This window comes from Rathayibacter sp. AC451 (assembly GCF_979253095.1).
Genome location: NZ_CEEDBD010000001.1, coordinates 3,832,005 through 3,849,147 on the forward strand (window position 1 = coordinate 3,832,005; position 17,143 = coordinate 3,849,147).

Genomic DNA, 17,143 nt, shown 5'->3' on the forward strand with positions numbered 1-17,143 from the left:
ATCTGCGGCGTCGGAATCCTCGGTCGATGCCCGCATCGACCTTCGGCTTCCTCCTTGCAGCTCGCACGACCAGGCCGTGCTCGCGACGGCGATCTCCTGTCCAACAGGCCCTAGAGCCGACCGCTCAGGCGACGCGCTCGGCCAGCAATGCGCGGTGGCGGCCCTGCACGCGCGTCAGGATGAGCACCGCGCTGCCCCGGCCGGACAGCCCGAGCTTCTTGCGGAACCGCGCCGGATCGACGTCGACCCCGCGCTTCTTGATCTCGAGCACGCCGATCCCGCGTCCGCGCAGCTCCTTCGCCAGGGTCCGCTCGTCCAGCGGAAGCTCGGCCAGCACGCGGAAGCTGCGCAGGAACGGCGAGGAGGCGGGCTCGTCGCCGGTGAGGTAGGCGATGCCGGGGGAGAGCATTCGCGAGCCGCTGGAGCGGGCCAGCTCGCCGAGGAGGCGTGCGCGGATCGCGGAGCCGTCGGGCTCGTGCACGTAGGCGCCGAGGTCGCCGACCTCCTCGTCGTCGGAGTCCGCGGCCGCGGTCAGCTCGGCTGCCCCGTGGGCGCCGAGGAGCAGGGCGGAGCGGCGGACGCCGGGACGCGCGAGAGCGCCGAACCAGAGGCCGGTCTCGACCAGGTCGCCGTCCACCGACACCCACTGGGCCTCCGCGTCGCGCGGGATCCGCTCGCGATCGAAGCCGGGACCCACCTTGACGCCGACGGGCAGGCGCTCGGCGAGGCCGAAGGCGAAGGCGAGCGAGGGGGAGTAGTCGTCGGGGTCGTCCAGGCGCGCCGTCTCGCGGTGGCCGGCGGTGCGCCGCGCCGGATCGAGGTAGACGGCGTCGTAGCCCTCGAGGTCGAAGGTCTCGGCGTCGCCGTGCACCGCGCGCGCCGAGGGGAACGGGGCCAGGTTGAAGCTCGCCAGGGTGGCGGTGACCTCGTCCGCGTCGACGGCCGTCACCTCGAGGTCGATCGCGGCGAGGGCGAGGGCGTCGCCGCCGATGCCGCTGCCGAGGTCGGCGATCCTCGTCGCTCCGGCGCCGGCGTACCGGCCCGCGTGCAGGGCGGCGACCCGGAGCCGCGTGGCCTGCTCGAGGCCCGCGTCCGTGAAGAGCATCGAGCGCGCGAACTCGCCGAACTTGCCGCGGGCCTTCTCGCGCAGCCGCGACTGGGTGAGGACCCCCGAGACCAGGGCGGGCGAGTGGCCTGCGGAGCGCAGCGCCGCGACCGCGCGCACGAGGTCGTCCGAGCGGTACCCGTCGAGGGAGTCGAGGAGCCGGAGCCCCTCGGGGGAGAGGAGCTCGACCAGCTCGTCGCGGTGCATCCCGCCATGCTAGGCCACTCGCCCCGAGCGATCGCGCCGCCCGGCTTGGCACTCTGATTGCACGAGTGCCAGCACAGCCTCTACAGTGGATCTAGCACTCTCGGAGCGTGTGTGCCAGAACCGCGCTCCGCCACATCGTCGTCAAGAAAGAGGTCAACCGTGTCGGTGTCCATCAAGCCGCTCGAAGATCGCATCGTCATCAAGCAGGTCGAGGCGGAGCAGGTGACCGCTTCCGGTCTCGTCATCCCCGACACCGCCAAGGAGAAGCCGCAGGAGGGTGAAGTCGTCGCCGTGGGCCCCGGCCGCATCGACGACAACGGCAACCGCGTCCCCCTGGACGTCGCCGTGGGTGACAAGGTCATCTACTCCAAGTACGGCGGAACCGAGGTCAAGTTCTCGGGCGAGGACCTGCTGGTCCTCTCGGCGCGCGACGTCCTCGCGGTCGTCGTCCGCTAGGACGCATCACGACGAAGGGCCCGGCGACCTCGGTCGCCGGGCCCTTCGTCGTCCCCGGTCGGTCCCCCTTCCGACCGGTGGCCTGATCGGGGCCCCGGATGACCGTTCCGCGCGGTCGCGCCGCTCCGGCCGTGCGTAGCATCGGAGGGGTGTCCGCCTCCCCGCACCCCCTCCGACCAGACCCCCGCGAGCACCCGGGCGACCGCCGCCGACGCGGCCGCGGGCGAGGGCGTCGAGGCGCTGCCCCCGGCTCGGGGGTCCGGTGGCGGTCTGTCGACCACCGGGCTCTGGTTCGGCTTCGGCGCCTACCTGCTGTGGGGCGCGATGCCGCTCTACTTCATCGCGATGGCGCCCGCCTCCCCGTTCGAGATCGTCGCGTTCCGCGTGCTCTTCTCGCTCGTCTTCTGCCTGATCCTGCTGAGCGTCACCCGCAGCTGGGCCGGGTTCCTCGGTCTCTTCCGCGAGCCGCGGCTCCTGGGCGTCATGGCTCTCGCGGGAGTGCTGATCTACGTCAACTGGCAGGTGTACGTCATCGCGACGACGACCGGCCACGTGATCGAGGCGGCGCTGGGCTACTTCATGAACCCGCTCGTCACGGTGCTGCTGGGCGTCCTCGTGCTGCGGGAGCGCCTGCGCCCGGCGCAGTGGATCGCGATGGCGATCAGCGCCGTGGCCGTGCTGGTCATCGCCGTGGGGTACGGAGCGTTCCCGTGGGTCTCGCTCGCCCTCGCCTTCTCGTTCGGCTTCTACGGGCTCGTGAAGAGCCGGGTGGGCGGCCGGATCGACGCCGTCGCCGGGCTGACGCTCGAGACGCTGTGGCTGACTCCGCTCGCGATCGTGCAGCTGGCCGTGGTCGGCTCGCTGGTCGGGCTGACCTTCGGCACGGAGGGGACCGGGCACGCGCTGATCCTCGCGTCGGCGGGCATCGTGACCGCCGTGCCCCTGCTGCTGTTCGCGGGGGCCGCGCGCCGCCTCCCGCTCTCGATCGTCGGATTCATCCAGTACCTGACGCCGTTCCTCCAGTTCCTCGTCGGTGCGTTCGTGCTGGGCGAGGAGATGCCGCCCGAGCGCTGGCTCGGCTTCGGGCTGGTCTGGGCGGCCCTGGCGATCTTCTCAGTCGACCTCGTCGCGGCAGAGCGGCGGAGGCGCCGTCTGGTGGCGTGAACGACGGATAACGTCGTTGAGAGCGGTTGCTGCGACCGGAAGTAACGATCAGGTCGCGAAATCCATTCGTAACACCCTTGTATTGTTCACGGCCTCCTCGAAGGTTACGTTTGCCGAGCGGTTGCCTCCGGCACCGCTCTGACGACAATCACTCTCAAGGAGCAACATGGGCGTTTACGCGAAGGCCGGTTCGGCTCGCGCACGGTCCCTCCGGGCAACCCTCGGCGGTGTCGCCATCCTGGGCGCCAGCGCACTCGTCCTCGCCGGCTGCGCCAGCGGCGGCGGAGACGGCGACGCGGGCACCGACGGCGGCGCATCGGGCGACCTCTCCCTCAAGATCGGCGCGATCCTGCCGCAGACCGGGACGCTGGCCGTCCTCGGCCCGCCCGAGTTCGCCGGCGTCGACCTCGCGGTCGCCGACATCAACGAGGCCGCTGCCGGCCTCTCGATCGAGGTCGAGCCGAAGGACTCGGGAGACACGTCGACCGACATCGCGACGCAGTCCGCCACCTCGCTCATCGCCGACGGCGTCTCCGCCATCATCGGCGCGGCGTCGTCCGGTGTGTCGAAGACCTTCATCGACCAGGTGACCCAGGCGGGCGTCGTGCAGGTCTCGCCGGCCAACACCTCGCCCGACTTCACCACGTACGAGGACGACGGCTACTACTGGCGCACCGCTCCCTCGGACGTGCTCCAGGGACGCATCCTCGGCAACAAGATCCTGGGCGACGGCAAGACCAACGTCTCGATCCTGTACATGAACGACGCCTACGGCACCGGTCTCCAGAAGAACATCAAGGAGACCCTCGAGGCCGGCGGAGCCACCGTCGCCGCGGAGGAGATCTTCGAGCCCGCCTCGACGGACTTCAACTCGGCTCTGACCACGGTGCTCGCCCCGAACCCCGACGCGCTCGTCGTGATCTCGTTCGACGAGATCAAGACGATCGCGGAGCAGCTCGCGGCGAAGGGCTTCGACTTCTCGAAGCTCTACGGCACGGACGGCAACTACGGCGTCATCGGCGAGTCGGACACCAACGTCGACATCGCCGGCGCCCAGTTCACCAACCCGGGCGTCCAGGCGTCGGAGGAGTTCCAGTCGAACCTCCAGGCCCTCGTCGAGGAGCAGGGCAACGACCCGCTGACGGTGTTCAGCTACGCTCCCGAGTCCTACGACGCCACCGTCCTGCTCGCCCTCGCGGCGCTGCAGGGTGGAGCGACGGACGGCGCGACCATCCGCGACAACCTCGAGTCGGTCTCGAAGGAGGGCACGGAGTGCACCACCTACGCGGACTGCGCGGCCCTGCTCGCCGACGATGAGGACATCGACTACAACGGTCTCTCCGGCCCGATCTCATTCGACGAGAACGGCGACCCGAGCGAGGCGTCGGTGTCCATCTACAAGTACTCCGCCGGCAACGTCACCTCGTTCGAGGAGACCGTCGACGGCTCGCTCGAGTAGCAGCACCACGGTGACACGACCCCGGTCGTGACGCGGGGAGGGGGCTCGGTCTTCGGACCGGGCCCCTTCTGCGTGCGCGGGGAGGGGCGTCGGCTCCGGATCGGCTCCGGTCTCGGCGGGAGGGGTGGCTGCGCGATCTGCAGGGGATCCCGGTCGTGCCGTCGTGCTCCCTGCGGCGGAATGGCTGTTCCGGCTCGGATGCCCTGCACACCGAGCGAAGGCCTGCAGACGGTGCGGATGCCTGCAGACGGTGCGGGGCCCTGCAGACGGTGCGAAGCCCTGCGGATGGTGCGGGCGCCTTCGGTCGGTACGGCGCCTGCTGAGCGCACCCGGAACGACACGAGGGCGCCCTCCGGACCGAGGTCCGAGGGGCGCCCTCCCGATCGCGGGGCGTCAGCGCGGTCGGCGCACGACCCGGACCGCGCCGGCGGGCACCGTCAATGTTCCGGCCGCCTCCGCTCCCGTCAGCAGCTCCACGCCCGCCGCGTCGACGAGCACGTCGTCGCCGGAGTGGTTCAGGAAGAACGCGTACTCGGCGTCCTCCCCGACACGCGTCACGGTCTCGAGGCCCTCGGGAGAGAGGCGGGCCTCGATGCCGGCGTCGCGGAGCGCGTCCTCCACGATCGCGCCGAGATCGTCGCCCGAGACCCGGGTCGACACGTACCAGGAGCGACCGGATCTGTATCCGTGGCGCGTCACGGCCGGACCGCCTGCCGCGGGCCCGTCGATGTAGTCCGCGACCGCGTCCGCGCCCTCGAGCACGAGCTCCTCGGCCCAGCCGGACGCCGAGGCGCCGGTGCTCAGCGCGACGGTCTCGTCGGCGTGCAGCGGCAGGAACTCGGGCACGGCCACTCCGAGGACCTCGCGGAAGGCGCCGGGAGCGCCGCCCGCGTGCACGGCGTCGTTCTGGTCGACGACGCCCGAGAAGTACGAGGCGACGAACGTGCCGCCCCCGCGGACATAGCCCTCGACGTTCGCCTTCGACGTCTCGTCGACGAGGTACAGCGCCGGCGCCAGGACGATGTCGTAGGAGGAGAGATCGGCGTGCGGGTGCGCGAAGTCCACGCTCACGCCGCGGCGCCAGAGCTCGGTGTAGTACGCGATCACGCGCTCGCGGTGCTCGAGCTCGACCGACGGCCGCCACTCGAGGTCCTGGGCCCAGAACGACTCCCAGTCCCAGAGGATCGCGGCACGGGCGTGCACCCGGGAGCCGAGGACCTCGCCGAGCCCGGCCAGCTCGTCGCCGAGGGCGACGACCTCCTTCCACACGCGGCTGCCCACTCCGGCGTGCGGCAGCATCGCTGAGTGGAACTTCTCGGCGCCGTAGCGCGAGGCGCGGAACTGGAAGTACAGGATCGCATCGGCACCGCGCGCGAGGTGGCTCATGCTGTTGCGGGCGAGCTCGCCGGGGCGCTTGGCGATGTTGCGCGGCTGCCAGTTGACGGCCGAGGTGGAGTGCTCCATCAGGATCCACGGGGCGCCGCCGGCCAGCGAGCGGGTGAGGTCGGCGTCGAGCGCGAGCAGGACGTGGTTGTCGCGGCGCTCGGCCACGAGGTAGTGGTCGTTGGCGACGATGTCCACCTCCTCGCTCCACTTCCAGAGGTCGACCGAGGGGCAGTTCGTCGCCATGAAGTTCGTGGTGACGGGGGTGTCCGGCGCGAAGCGCTTGATCGCGTCGCGCTCGGCGCGGAAGCACTCGAGCAGGGCGTCGGAGGTGAATCGGGCGAAGTCGAGCCGCTGCGTCTGGTTGACGGTGCTCGCCGAGACGCGCGGCGCGTCGATCTCGTCCCACTCCCCGTAGACCTGGCCCCAGAAGAGCGTGCCCCAGGCGGAGTTGAGCGCGTCGAGCGTGCCGTAGCGGCGCTGGAGCCACGTGCGGAACGCGCGGACGCTGTACTCGGAGTAGTCCTCGCTGATCGGGGCGCCGTACTCGTTGTGGACGTGCCAGAGCACGACCGCGGGGTGGGCGGCGTAGCGCTCGGCGAGGCGCTCGGTCAGCGCGACGCAGGCGGCGCGGTACTCGGGCGAGCTCGGGCTCACCATGCCGCGCGAGCCCCAGCCCAGCGTGACGCCCTCGCGGGTGACGGGACGGGCCTCCGGGTACTTCTTCCAGAACCAGGCGGGGGGCGCGGCGGTCGGCGTCGCGAGGTCGACGTCGATGCCGGCCGCGTGCAGCAGCCCGATCAGCTCGTCGAGGAACGAGAAGTCGTACTCGCCCTCACGGGGCTCGAGCAGCGCCCACGAGAAGATGCCGATGCTGACGAGGTTCACCCCGGCGCTGCGCATCAGGGCGATGTCCTCGTCCCACACCTCGCGCGGCCACTGCTCGGGGTTGTAGTCGCCGCCGTAGCGGATCTCGGAGCGGCCGCCGAGGAGGGCGCTGCCGGGGCGGCCGAGCACGGCGGCGCGGGGGTCTCCGCGACCGCGTCGGCGACGGGGGAGCTGGGGGCGGTGGTCATGCGGAGATCTCCTTCGAACTGTGTGCGCTCCCAGTTCTAGCACGGGATGACCGGCCGACCGGAAGCGTTGTCGGCCTGGAAGCCGTCTGAATCCGCGCAATCCGTCGAGTTGACAGTCCCCGGTTCCGTATGTGTAACTGTAACCGCTCACAGGTACACCGTCGTCCATCCCTCGTCGGAGCGCCCGTGCACCACCACCACACAGCACTTCGACAAGGAGGACGAATGCGCACATCACTCCGCAGGGCCGCCATCGCGACCGCGGCCGCCGCCGCCCTGACCCTGACCGGCTGCACCGCATCCGGCGACGCCGGCGAGTCCGGACCCGTGACCCTGAACTACTGGGCCTGGGCTCCGAACCTCGAGCAGGTCGTCGACATCTGGAACGAGCAGAACCCCGACATCCAGGTCACCGTGAACAAGCAGGACGGCGGGGACCCCGCCATCACCAAGCTGCTCACCGCGATCAAGGCCGGCAGCGGCGCTCCGGACCTGATCCAGGCCGAGTACCAGAAGATCCCGACGCTCGTCTCCTCCGACGCGCTCGCCGACATCTCCGGCTCCGTGTCGGACGACCTGGCCGGCGAGTACTCGGACGGCGTCTGGAACTCGGTCACCCTCGGCGGCGACGCGGTCTACGCGATCCCGCAGGACTCCGGCCCGATGATGGCCTACTACCGCACCGACATCCTCGACAGCCTCGGCCTCGCGGTGCCGACCACCTGGGACGAGTACGCCGAGGTGGCGCGCGCCGTCCACGCGGCCGACCCGTCGAAGTACCTCGGCACGTTCTCGGCGAACGACGCGGGCTGGTTCACCGGCCTCGCGCAGCAGGCCGGCGCCTCCTGGTGGTCCATCGAGGACCAGAGCTGGGGCGTCGACATCGACGCCGGCCCGACCGAGCAGGTCGCCGACTACTGGGGCGGCCTCGTCGAGGAGGGCGCCATCGACAACAAGCCGATGTACACGCCCGAGTGGAACGCCGGTCTGAACGACGGCTCGCAGGTCGGCTGGATCAGCTCGGTCTGGGCGCCCGGCGTCCTCGGCGGCAACGCCCCCGACACCGCCGGTCTCTGGACCGCGGCGACGCTCCCGCAGTGGGACGCCTCCGCCCCCTCGAACGGCAACTGGGGCGGCTCGAGCACGGCCGTCACGACGCAGTCCGACCACGTCGAGGCCGCGGTCGAGTTCGCCACCTGGCTGAACAGCGACCCCGAGGCCGTCGCCGCTCTGGCCGACATCTCGGGTGTATACCCGGCCGCCACCGAAGCCGCGAGCCCCGCGCTGACGACCGCTCCGGAGTTCTTCAGCCAGCAGGCCGACTTCTACGACATCGCGTCGGAGGCGGCCGACACGGTCTCGAGCTTCACCTACGGCCCGAACGTGAACGTCGCGTTCAGCGCCTACAACGACGAGTTCGCCAAGGCGGCCGACGCGAAGACCCGCCAGGCCTTCGTCGAGGCGGTCGAGGCGATGCAGTCGATCACGACGGACGACCTGGTCTCCAGCGGCTTCTCCGTGAACTGACGGTGACGGAGGCGGGGTCCCCCCGGCCCCGCCTCCGCACCACCCCTCCCGTGCAGCGGCATCGCCACTGCACGCGCAGACCACCCCAGCAAGCAGGACGAGGACCAGCGATGACCGCTCCCACGATCACCCGAGCACCGGACGGCAGCGTCTCGTCGAACCGCTCGAGCCGCCCCGCCGCCCGCCGCTCCGGCCGCTCCGGCTGGCGCTCGCGGGTCGGCATCCCCTACGCGATGCTCGCTCCCGGCATCGTGCTCTTCGTCGCCTTCATGGCGGCACCCATCGTCTACACGCTCTTCCTCAGCTTCCAGAAGCGCCAGGTCAGCGGTCTGGGCCTGGGATCGGGCGCCCAGAAGCAGGTGTTCGCCGGCGTCGAGAACTACGTGTCCGCGCTGTCGGACCCCGAGTTCGCCGCGAGCGTCGGACGCGTCCTGCTCTACGGGCTCATCCTGATCCCGTGCATGCTCGGGCTGGCCCTGCTGTTCGCGCTGCTGCTCGACTCGCAGCGCACGCGCGCCGTCGGCTTCTCGCGGATCTCGATCTTCCTGCCCTACGCGGTGCCCGCCGTGATCAGCTCGCTGCTCTGGGGCTTCCTCTACCTGCCCGCGGTCAGCCCCTTCTACTACGTCTTCGAGCGGATCGGCTGGGACGCCCCGAGCCTGCTCTCCTCCGGCGCCGTCATCTTCGGTATCGCGAACATCGCGCTCTGGGGCGGTGTCGGCTTCAACATGATCGTCATCTACACCTCGCTCAAGGCTGTGCCGACGGACATCTACGAGGCCGCCAGGATCGACGGTGCCAGCGAGGTGCAGATCGCCCTGCGCATCAAGATCCCGATCCTCGCGCCCGCGCTGGTGATGACCGCGCTGTTCTCGATGGTCGCGACCCTGCAGGTGTTCGCCGAGCCGACCACGCTGCGCCCGCTGACCAACAGCCTCTCGACGAGCTGGTCCCCGCTCATGCTCGTCTACCGCGACGCGTTCACCCGCGACGACATCTACTCCGCCGCGGCGACCTCCGTCGTGATCGCCCTGGCCACCTTCATCGTCTCCTTCCTCTTCCTCCGGGTCGTGCAGAAGCGAGCCTTCGGACAGGAGGACTGATCCATGACCACCGTCGCCCCCCGCCTCGGCACCACCGCCCCCGCGAAGCGCTCGTCCCGCTCGCCCCTCGCGCACCGCGAGCGGCCGAGCGCGATCTCGACCGGGATCCTCCTCGTCGGCGCGATCTACTGCCTCTTCCCCGTCTTCTGGGTGCTCATGGCGTCGACGAAGGACGGCGGAGAGCTGTTCTCGACCTTCACCCTCGCGCCCAGCACGCACCTCATCGACAACATCGTCGCGCTGTCCTCGTACCGCGACGGGCTGTTCTGGCGCTGGATGCTGAACACCGCGCTCTACGCCGGGCTCGGCGCGATCGCCTCGACCTGGATCTCCGCGCTCTCGGGCTACGTGCTCGCGAAGTTCGAGTTCCCGGGCAAGAAGGTCGTCTTCAACGTCCTGCTGATGGGCGTGCTCGTGCCCGGCGTGATCCTCGCGATCCCGCAGTACTTCCTGCTCGCGAACGTCGGGCTCACGAACACCTTCTGGGGCGTCCTGCTGCCGCAGATCATCAGCCCCTACGGCATCTACCTGGCCCGGATCTACTCGGCCGCGGCCGTGCCGACCGACGTGATCGAGGCGGCCCGCACCGAGGGCGCCAAGGAGATGTACATCTTCACCCGCATCGCGACGCCGATGCTGCTCCCGGGCCTCGTGACGATCTTCCTCTTCCAGTTCGTGGCCATCTGGAACAACTTCATGCTGCCGTACATCATGCTCGGCAACGACGAGCTGTTCCCCCTGACGGTGGGTCTGAACGGCCTGCTGAACCAGGGCGCCTCGGCCCCGTCGCTCTACACGCTGGTCATCACCGGAGCCCTGCTCTCGGTCATCCCGCTGATCGCGATCTTCCTGGTCCTGCAGCGGTTCTGGAAGGTCGATCTGGCCGCCGGTGCGGTGAAGGCGTGATCGTCGGCGAGCCGCGGGCGGCGGAGGAGCCGACCCCTAAGCTGGCCGGGTGACCACCGCCTCCGGCCGCCAGAGACCGACGATCGAGCACGTCGCGCTGGAGGCCGGTGTCTCCCGCGGAACGGTGTCGCGCGTCCTCAACGGCGGCAAGTGGGTCAGCCCGGATGCGAAGACCGCCGTCGAGACGGCGATCAAGAAGACCGGCTACCGCGTCAATCCGCACGCGCGCAGCCTCGCCACGAACCGCACGAACTCGGTGGCCTTCCTCCTCACCGAGGAGCACCAGCTGCTGTTCGAGGACCCGAACTTCTCGACCCTGCTGACCGGAGCGGCCGCCGAGCTCGCCGAGCGCGACGTCTCGCTCGTGCTGATCATGGCCGGCAGCACGGCCGAGCAGAAGCGGGCCCTCGCCTACCTCGGCGCCGGGCACGTGGACGGCGTGCTGCTGGTCTCCGCCCACGGCGGGCAGCAGCTCCTCCGCGAGATCCAGGACCTCGCCGTCCCCGCCATCGCCTGCGGCATCCCGCTGGGCTACGAGAAGCGGATGGGCTACGTCGCCGCGGACGACGAGGAGGGGGCCCGCGAGATGGTCGCCTACCTCCGCTCCCGCGGGCGCACCCGCGTCGCCACGATCGCCGGGCCTCCCGACCTGCCGGGGGGCCTCGTGCGCCTGGCGGGCTACCGCCGCGAGCTCGGCGAGGAGTACGACGAGTCCCTCGTGCGCTACGGCGACTACAGCCGGTCCAGCGGCGATGCGGCGATGACCGAGCTCCTGCAGGCCCGGCCCGACGTCGACGCCGTCTTCGCGGCGAACGACCGGATGGCCGCCGGCGCGATCGACGCCCTGCTGCGGGCGGGCCGCCGAGTGCCCGAGGACGTCGCCGTGGGCGGCTTCGACGACTCGAGCGTGGCCCTGTCCACGGAGCCCGCACTGACGACCATGCGCCAGCCCTTCGGCCGCATCAGCGCCGAGATGGTGCGGCTCCTGCTGCAGAGCATCGCGGGGGAGCGCCCGGCCGCCATCATCCTGCCGACCGAACTGATCGAGCGCGCGTCCGCCTGACGGGGACGCGCGCTCGAGGGGTGGTGCGGGTGGAGCGGGTGGTGCGGCCTAGGAGGCGCGCAGCAGCTCGGCCTCCTGGACCAGGCGGTACGTGACGAACGAACGGCTGTAGCTGCGGCGCTTGCCGCTCGGGGTCTCGGCGATGACGACCTGCGCGTACACGCCCACGACCGACCAGCGCTCGTAGTCGCCGATCGCACCGGTGCCGAAGGATGCGCCGAGGGCGACGGGGGCGGGGGTGTAGCTCTTCAAGCGCGGCTCCTTCGATAGGGGTCGAGCGGCGGCGGCCACCGCCCGGGGGCGGCGTCGTCCGTCGGGCTGCGTCCGGAACGTGCCTCCCACCAGGAGGATCGTGCTCGGCGCACCCCGCCGGGGTGACGTCTCGTGTCCCCAAAATTACGGCAAGGGTCGCCCTGAGATGTCCCCGCGACGGGGGGTGGGGCGGCGGAGAGATCCTCGTCCGGCCGTCTCGTCCGCGACCACGCGGATCAGCTCCAGCCGCAGTAGTCCGAGGCGATGTAGTCGTACAGCGCCGCGCGCACGGCGTCGCTCACCGCGACCGGGACCACGCCCTCCGCGCCGTCCTCGAGACCGACGACGACGGGGAGGAACGTGCCCCGCTTGTCCTCCGAGACGGTGTGCGTGCTGCAGTTCACCGGCACGATCGCGAGGTCGAGCACGAACGGCTCCGAGTCGGCGTCGATCCGCCGTCCGACCGGCCAGACGTCGCCGGAGGCGGGGCGCAGGAGGATCGTGCCGCGCACCTCCTCGATCCGCACGGATCCCGGCGCGCCGGTCGGCACCACGGTCAAGGCGAGGTGCGCGACGGGCCCGCCCGCCTCCTCCCGCACGGACACCTCGGCCGAGGGCTCGACGCGCACCACCTCGGCGACTCGCTCGGCGAGGCAGTCCTCGGCGTGGACCCGGGCCAGAGTGGCGAAGGGGTCCTCCGGCACGACGACGGCGGTGCCGGACGTGCCCGCCGTGGTCCAGGTGAGGCGGATCCGGCCGTCGGAGGCGTCGCCGCCGCAGTCGGGTTCCGGCAGCTGGAGCCGGAGCGCGGTCGTCGTCCCGGCGCGCACGGTCGAGGGCTCCGCCGTCCACGCGGCGCCGGTGAACGCGGGGGAGTCCAGGCGCGCCTCCCAGACGTCCAGCGCGGCACCGGTGCCGTTGGCGACGAGCACCTCGAGTCGTCGCGGGCCGTAGTCGTCGCGGTTCTGCCGGATGCTCACCGAGACGCCGTCGGGCAGGACGGAGGGGGAGGTGCCGCAGCCCGCGAGCAGCGCCAGCAGCACGGCGGGCACGACGGCCGCGGCGATGCGCCTCACCCGGTGCCTCCTCGCGCGGGACGACGAGGGCCCGCCGTCGCCTCTCGGCGGACGACGGGCCCCACGGTGCGGCGGAGGCGTCAGCCTCCGACGGTCGGGGTGCTCGTGGTGACCTCGTTGGTCGTCGCGAGCGTGCCCAGGTAGAGCTCGATCACCTTGGGGTCGTTCATGAGCTCGCGCCCCGCGCCCTCGTAGGCGTCGCGCCCCTGATCGAGCACGTAGCCGCGATCGCAGATCTGCAGAGCGCGGCGGGCGTTCTGCTCGACGATCATGATCGAGACGCCGGCCCGGTTGATCCGCTGGACGTTGACGAACGTCTCGTCCTGGCGCATCGGCGACAGTCCCGCGCTCGGCTCGTCGAGCAGGAGCATCGACGGATCCATCATCAGCGCGCGCGACATGGCGACCATCTGGCGCTCACCACCCGAGAGCGATCCCGAGCGCTGCTTGAGCCGCTTGGTGAGCTCGGGGAACAGCTCCGTGACGAACTCGAGGCGCTGGCGGTACATCTTCGGCTTCTGGTACATGCCCATCTCGAGGTTCTCCTCGATGGTGAGCGACGGGAAGACGTTGTTGTTCTGCGGCACGAAGCCGACGCCCTTCGAGACGAGCTTGTCGGCCTTCATGCCGGTGATGTCCTCGCCGTTGAGCAGCACGGTGCCCTGGCGGATGTTCACCAGCCCGAACATCGCCTTCAGGAGCGTCGATTTGCCCGCTCCGTTGGGGCCGATGATGCCGACCAGTTCGCCCTTCTTCACGTAGACGTTCGAGCCGTTCAGGATGTTGACTCCCGGCACGTACCCCGCGTGGAGGTCGTGCGTCTCGAGGGTGTTGCCGGTCACTTGTCGTCCTTTCCGAAGTCGACGGCGGGCGCGTCCGTGGTGGGCGCGACGCTCGTCGGAGCGGCGTCCGCGGCGTGCGCGGTCGTCGCGGAGCCGGTGGCCGGGGCGGTGGCCGGGTGGGCGGGCGGCACGATGCCGGCCTCCTCCGCCTGCCGCTCGACGTCCTCGCGGACGAGGTCCGACTCCATCTCCTCCGCGATCTCGAGCTGTCCCTCGACGGTGCCGAGGTCGGTGTCGTGGTGGGCGCCGAGGTACGCGTCGATGACGGCCGGGTCGTTCATCACGGTGGAGGGCGGGCCCTCCGCGACGACCTTGCCCTCGGCCATCACGATCACCCAGTCGGCGATGGTGTTGACCATGTGCATGTCGTGCTCGACGAAGAGGACGGTCATGCCCTCGTCCTTCAGGTTCACGATGTGACCGAGGAGCGACTGCGTCAGCGCCGGGTTCACGCCGGCCATGGGCTCGTCGAGCATGACGAGCTCGGGCTCGGACATGAGGGCCCGCGCCATCTCGAGGAGCTTCTTCTGACCGCCCGAGAGGCTCGACGCGTAGTCGTCCTTCTTGGTGTCCAGCTTGAACTTCTCGAGCAGGCTGATCGCGCGCGCCTCGATCGTGTCCTCCTCCTTCGACCACAGCGGCCTGATGAGCGACGTGAAGATGTTCTCGCCCTTCTGCCCCTTGGCCCCGAGGAGCATGTTCTCGAGCACCGTCATACCGCCGAGGGCCTTGGTGAGCTGGAAGGTGCGCACCATGCCCATCCGGGACACCCGGTAGGCGGGGACGTTCGCGAGGTTCTTGCCCTTGAAGTTCCAGCGCCCGGTGTTGGGCTTGTCGAAGCCCGTCAGCAGGTTGAAGAACGTGGTCTTGCCGGCTCCGTTGGGGCCGATCAGGGCGGTGATGGAGCCGCGGGGGATCTCGACGTGCGCGACGTCGACCGCGGTCAGGCCGCCGAAGCGCCGGCTGACGCTGTCGACGACCAGGATGGGGTCCTTCTTCTTGACCCCGGGGACGATGGTGTCCTCGGTGATGTCCGAGACCGGCGTTTTAGGCAAAGTGCAGATCCTTCTTCTTGCCGAAGATCCCCTGTGGTCGGAAGATCACCAGGAGCATGAGCGCGACCCCCACCACGATGAACCGGATGGGTCCGGTCTGCACCGTCGTGAGGCGGATGATGTCGTTGCTGAGGACGCCGGTGTCGATCCCCAGGGTGAGCAGTCCGTCGGTGAGACCGAGGACGACCCAGAAGATGATCGAGCCGGCCACCGGTCCGAAGACCGTCGCGGCGCCGCCCAGCAGCATGATCGTGTAGAGGAAGAACGTCAGCTGGGTGCCGTAGTTGTCGGGCTGCAGCGACCGGGGCAGGATGAACAGCGCTCCGGCGAGGCCGCCCAGCACGCCGCCCAGGACCAGCGCCTGGATCTTGTACGAGAAGACGTTCTTGCCGAGGGAGCGCACGGCGTCCTCGTCCTCGCGGATGCCCTTGATGACGCGGCCCCAGGGGCTGCGCATCAGGAGGAACACGAGGAGGCAGGCGAGGCCGACGAGGCCCCAGCCGACGATCCTGACCCACCACTGGTCCTGGTTGTAGGTGAGTACTCCGAGTCCGAAGCGGCCCTCGGGCAGCGGGTTGAGGTCGTTGAAGGCCCGAGCCGCTCCGTTGATGCCCTCGGAACCGCCCGTGACCGCCGAGAACTCCGGCGTCTTGACCGACAGCCGGATGATCTCGGCCGCCGCGATCGTCACGATCGAGAGGTAGTCGGCCCGCAGCCGCAGCGTCGGGATGCCCAGGATGAGCGCGAACACGGTCGCCGCGACGATGGTCGCGAGCAGGGAGCCCCAGACGGGCCACTCGAACTTGACCGAGGTGATGGCGAAGGCGTATCCGCCCACCGCCATGAAGCCGGCCTGTCCGAAGTTGAGGAGGCCGGTGAATCCGAAGTGGATGACCAGGCCGATCGTCGCGAGGGCGTACGCCGCGACGGTGGGATCGACGATCTGCCCGATCGCCAGCCAGATGAAGTTGAGGTTCATGGTGTCCTAGCCGATCCGTTCCTTGCGGCCCAGGATTCCCTGCGGCCTGACCAGGAGGATGATGATCATGAGGATGAGCGGAGCCACGTACTTGAGGTTCTCCGGGATCCACACGGTCGAGATGTTCATCATGAGTCCGATGATGAGCGAGCCGACCAGGGCTCCGTAGGCGGAGCCGAGGCCTCCCAGCGTGATGGCCGCGAAGATCAGCAGCAGGATCGACGCCCCGGTGTCCCAGCGCAGCGACTGGTAGTAGCCGATGTACACGCCCGCCAGAGCAGCGAGGGCTCCCGACAGCACCCAGACGACGCGGATGACGCGCTCGACGTTGATGCCGGAGGCGGAGGCGAGGGCCCGGTTGTCCGAGACCGCGCGCATGGCCTTGCCGATCTTGGTCTTCGTCAGCACCAGGGCGACTCCGACGATGCAGACGATGCCGACGACCGCGCCGACGATGTCCGTGAACTTCAGGCTGATGCCGAGGGCGTCGATCGTGAAGTACGGAGCGGTGCTGTTGGGCAGCGAGAGCCGGTCGGCGCCGAAGAAGAAGACGTACACGTAGCGCAGGGCCAGGGAGAGGCCGATCGTCACGATCATCAGCGGGATGAGCTGGATGCCCTTCTTCCGCAGCGGCTTCCACAGCAGGCCGTCCTGCACGTAGCCGAACGCCCCGCCCAGGATCACCGCGAGGGGGATCGCGAGCAGCGCCGGGAGCCCGAAGACCCCGGAGAGGAGGTAGGCCATCAGTGCGCCGAAGGTCACGAGCTCGCCGTGCGCGAAGTTGTTCAGCCCGGTCACGCCGTAGATCAGCGAGGCGCCGATCGCCGCGAGGGCGATGAGGAGGCCGAAGATCAGACCGGTGACGACCTTGGGCCAGAAGATGATCCAGAAGGTGTCGGCCGAGACCGGCTGGTTCGCGGCGTTGGAGGTGCCGTCGGGGTTCGTCGCGTCGTTGCCCGTCGTGCCCTCGGTCGCCGGGCTGGTGGGGGCCGCCGAGTCCGAGGGGACGGGGGCGGTGGCCCCGGTGCCCTTCGCGTTCGCGGTCGACACGATGAAGTTGACGATCTGGTTCTGCGAGCCGACGATCGTCACCTCCTTCGGGTTCTGACCCGCGGCGGGGTAGCCCTTGTCGGCGGGGAGCGTGTCCTCGTCGACCGTGATGGTGAAGCTGCCGGGCTCGTCCAGCGGGAAGACCGCGCGGCCGTCGGCTCCGGTGGTCAGCGTCGCCGAGGAGTCGCCCTCGATCGCGACGGAGACTCCGGCGAGGTTCTCGTTGGTGCCCTGGACGCGGACCCAGGCGATGATCGACTGGTCGGCCGTGGTCTCGGCCATCGCGGCGGGAGCGGCGGCGGCGAGACCGGTCAGGGTCGCGGCGAGCAGGCCGACCGCCAGGAGTCGGCGGCGCAGCGCGCCGAACGGACTAGCTGTCGCCACGGGGCGCCTCCCGGTCCGTCGGGTGCGGGGTCGTCGAGCGCTTGTGGCGCGTCGAA

The 17,143-nt window shown here is 70.2% G+C and carries 15 protein-coding genes; 7 read left to right on the forward strand and 8 right to left on the reverse strand.

The window, feature by feature from the left end; translation table 11 throughout:
* Positions 1 to 124: 124 nt before the first annotated feature.
* The gene (locus AC0CID_RS18415) at positions 125 to 1,312 is read right to left on the reverse strand and encodes a class I SAM-dependent methyltransferase (RefSeq protein WP_465227919.1); all 1,188 of its coding nucleotides are present in this window, start codon (positions 1,310 to 1,312) and stop codon (positions 125 to 127) included.
* A 159-nt stretch (positions 1,313 to 1,471) separates the two neighbouring features.
* Between AC0CID_RS18415 and groES the strand changes: the two genes are divergently transcribed.
* The 3 genes from groES (at position 1,472) to AC0CID_RS18430 (ending at position 4,391) form a co-directional block, all read left to right on the forward strand.
* The gene (gene groES / locus AC0CID_RS18420) at positions 1,472 to 1,768 is read left to right on the forward strand and encodes a co-chaperone GroES (RefSeq protein ID WP_055787236.1); all 297 of its coding nucleotides are present in this window, start codon (positions 1,472 to 1,474) and stop codon (positions 1,766 to 1,768) included.
* Positions 1,769 to 2,008: 240 nt separating this feature from the next.
* On the forward strand, positions 2,009 to 2,932 hold the full coding sequence (rarD, locus tag AC0CID_RS18425; RefSeq protein WP_465228137.1) for an EamA family transporter RarD: 924 nt from the start codon (positions 2,009 to 2,011) through the stop codon (positions 2,930 to 2,932).
* A 166-nt stretch (positions 2,933 to 3,098) separates the two neighbouring features.
* Positions 3,099 to 4,391, forward strand: a complete 1,293-nt coding sequence (locus AC0CID_RS18430) for an ABC transporter substrate-binding protein (protein WP_207405301.1) — start codon at positions 3,099 to 3,101, stop codon at positions 4,389 to 4,391.
* A 393-nt stretch (positions 4,392 to 4,784) separates the two neighbouring features.
* On the opposite strand, the gene AC0CID_RS18435 is transcribed toward AC0CID_RS18430, so the two are convergent.
* Positions 4,785 to 6,791, reverse strand: coding sequence for a beta-galactosidase (locus tag AC0CID_RS18435; RefSeq protein ID WP_465227920.1), 2,007 nt, complete (start codon positions 6,789 to 6,791; stop codon positions 4,785 to 4,787).
* Between the two features lie 284 nt (positions 6,792 to 7,075).
* On the opposite strand from AC0CID_RS18435, the gene AC0CID_RS18440 reads away from it, so the two are divergent.
* The 4 genes from AC0CID_RS18440 to AC0CID_RS18455 all read left to right on the forward strand — a co-directional run bounded on the left by AC0CID_RS18440 (position 7,076) and on the right by AC0CID_RS18455 (position 11,449).
* Entirely contained in the window at positions 7,076 to 8,377 is a 1,302-nt protein-coding gene (locus AC0CID_RS18440) for an ABC transporter substrate-binding protein (RefSeq protein ID WP_465227921.1), read from the forward strand.
* A gap of 110 nt (positions 8,378 to 8,487) precedes the next feature.
* On the forward strand, positions 8,488 to 9,480 hold the full coding sequence (locus tag AC0CID_RS18445; protein ID WP_207405307.1) for a carbohydrate ABC transporter permease: 993 nt from the start codon (positions 8,488 to 8,490) through the stop codon (positions 9,478 to 9,480).
* A 3-nt stretch (positions 9,481 to 9,483) separates the two neighbouring features.
* The gene (locus tag AC0CID_RS18450) at positions 9,484 to 10,386 is read left to right on the forward strand and encodes a carbohydrate ABC transporter permease (protein WP_207405309.1); all 903 of its coding nucleotides are present in this window, start codon (positions 9,484 to 9,486) and stop codon (positions 10,384 to 10,386) included.
* Positions 10,387 to 10,435: 49 nt separating this feature from the next.
* Positions 10,436 to 11,449 (forward strand): LacI family DNA-binding transcriptional regulator, encoded by a 1,014-nt coding sequence (locus AC0CID_RS18455; protein ID WP_465227922.1) that lies wholly within the window; start codon positions 10,436 to 10,438, stop codon positions 11,447 to 11,449.
* 48 nt (positions 11,450 to 11,497) lie between these two features.
* Here the strand turns inward: AC0CID_RS18455 and AC0CID_RS18460 are convergent, their stop codons facing one another.
* The 6 genes from AC0CID_RS18460 to AC0CID_RS18485 all read right to left on the reverse strand — a co-directional run bounded on the left by AC0CID_RS18460 (position 11,498) and on the right by AC0CID_RS18485 (position 17,087).
* Positions 11,498 to 11,701: a hypothetical protein gene (locus tag AC0CID_RS18460; protein ID WP_207405314.1), complete on the reverse strand. Its 204-nt coding sequence runs from the start codon at positions 11,699 to 11,701 to the stop codon at positions 11,498 to 11,500.
* A gap of 236 nt (positions 11,702 to 11,937) precedes the next feature.
* Positions 11,938 to 12,777 carry a hypothetical protein gene (locus tag AC0CID_RS18465; RefSeq protein ID WP_465227923.1) on the reverse strand — a complete coding sequence of 280 codons (840 nt, stop codon included), beginning with the start codon at positions 12,775 to 12,777 and terminating at the stop codon, positions 11,938 to 11,940.
* 80 nt (positions 12,778 to 12,857) lie between these two features.
* Positions 12,858 to 13,619, reverse strand: coding sequence for an ABC transporter ATP-binding protein (locus tag AC0CID_RS18470; protein ID WP_207405318.1), 762 nt, complete (start codon positions 13,617 to 13,619; stop codon positions 12,858 to 12,860).
* Positions 13,616 to 14,674 carry an ABC transporter ATP-binding protein gene (locus AC0CID_RS18475; protein WP_465227924.1) on the reverse strand — a complete coding sequence of 353 codons (1,059 nt, stop codon included), beginning with the start codon at positions 14,672 to 14,674 and terminating at the stop codon, positions 13,616 to 13,618. The genes AC0CID_RS18470 and AC0CID_RS18475 overlap by 4 nt, the downstream gene beginning before the upstream one ends.
* Positions 14,667 to 15,653, reverse strand: coding sequence for a branched-chain amino acid ABC transporter permease (locus tag AC0CID_RS18480; RefSeq protein WP_207405323.1), 987 nt, complete (start codon positions 15,651 to 15,653; stop codon positions 14,667 to 14,669). Before AC0CID_RS18480 ends, AC0CID_RS18475 begins: the two co-directional genes overlap by 8 nt.
* A gap of 6 nt (positions 15,654 to 15,659) precedes the next feature.
* On the reverse strand, positions 15,660 to 17,087 hold the full coding sequence (locus AC0CID_RS18485) for a branched-chain amino acid ABC transporter permease (protein WP_307786144.1): 1,428 nt from the start codon (positions 17,085 to 17,087) through the stop codon (positions 15,660 to 15,662).
* Positions 17,088 to 17,143: the final 56 nt, after the last annotated feature.